A 688-nucleotide genomic window follows, 5' to 3' on the forward strand; every position below is an offset into this window, starting at 1 on the left:
TGGGTGACCACCGTGCGGGTTCGACCCCCGCCCTCGGCACCATATGCGCCCGTAGCTCAATTGGATAGAGCGTTTGACTACGGATCAAAAGGTTAGGGGTTCGAGTCCTCTCGGGCGCGCTTTTATTGACGGGAAGTGGCTCAGCTTGGTAGAGCACCTGGTTTGGGACCAGGGGGTCGCAGGTTCAAATCCTGTCTTCCCGATATTTAAAAAACATGGGGCCTTAGCTCAGCTGGGAGAGCGCCTGCCTTGCACGCAGGAGGTCAGCGGTTCGATCCCGCTAGGCTCCACTTTAGTTATTTATTGGAGGTATACCCAAGTCTGGCTGAAGGGATCGGTCTTGAAAACCGACAGGCGGCGAGAGTCGCGCGGGGGTTCGAATCCCTCTACCTCCTCCATTTTAATAAAACTATTAGATGTATAAAGATATTTTAAAGATATAATTAATTTTTTCCTTCATGGAGGTATACCCAAGTCTGGCTGAAGGGATCGGTCTTGAAAACCGACAGGCGGTGAGAATCGCGCGGGGGTTCGAATCCCTCTACCTCCTCCATTTTTAATATATTATATCGTCGCGGGGTGGAGCAGTCTGGTAGCTCGTCGGGCTCATAACCCGAAGGTCGCAGGTTCAAATCCTGTCCCCGCAACCAAATGGTCCCGTGGTGTAGTGGTTAACATGCCTGCCTGT

The 688-nt window shown here is 52.2% G+C and carries 6 tRNA genes; all 6 read left to right on the top strand.

Going from position 1 to position 688, the window contains the following annotated elements:
- The first annotated feature begins 45 nt into the window (after positions 1-45).
- Positions 46-119: transfer RNA gene (locus AC1M36_RS28410), tRNA-Arg, on the top strand.
- A gap of 10 nt (positions 120-129) precedes the next feature.
- Positions 130-203 (top strand) — tRNA-Pro (locus AC1M36_RS28415).
- Positions 204-217: 14 nt separating this feature from the next.
- A tRNA-Ala gene (locus AC1M36_RS28420) sits at positions 218-290 on the top strand.
- A 15-nt stretch (positions 291-305) separates the two neighbouring features.
- Positions 306-398, top strand: a tRNA-Ser gene (locus AC1M36_RS28425).
- Between the two features lie 62 nt (positions 399-460).
- Positions 461-553, top strand: a tRNA-Ser gene (locus tag AC1M36_RS28430).
- 20 nt (positions 554-573) lie between these two features.
- A tRNA-Met gene (locus AC1M36_RS28435) sits at positions 574-650 on the top strand.
- Positions 651-688: the final 38 nt, after the last annotated feature.

Source organism: Bacillus sp. Medicinal_06 (genome assembly GCF_056711665.1).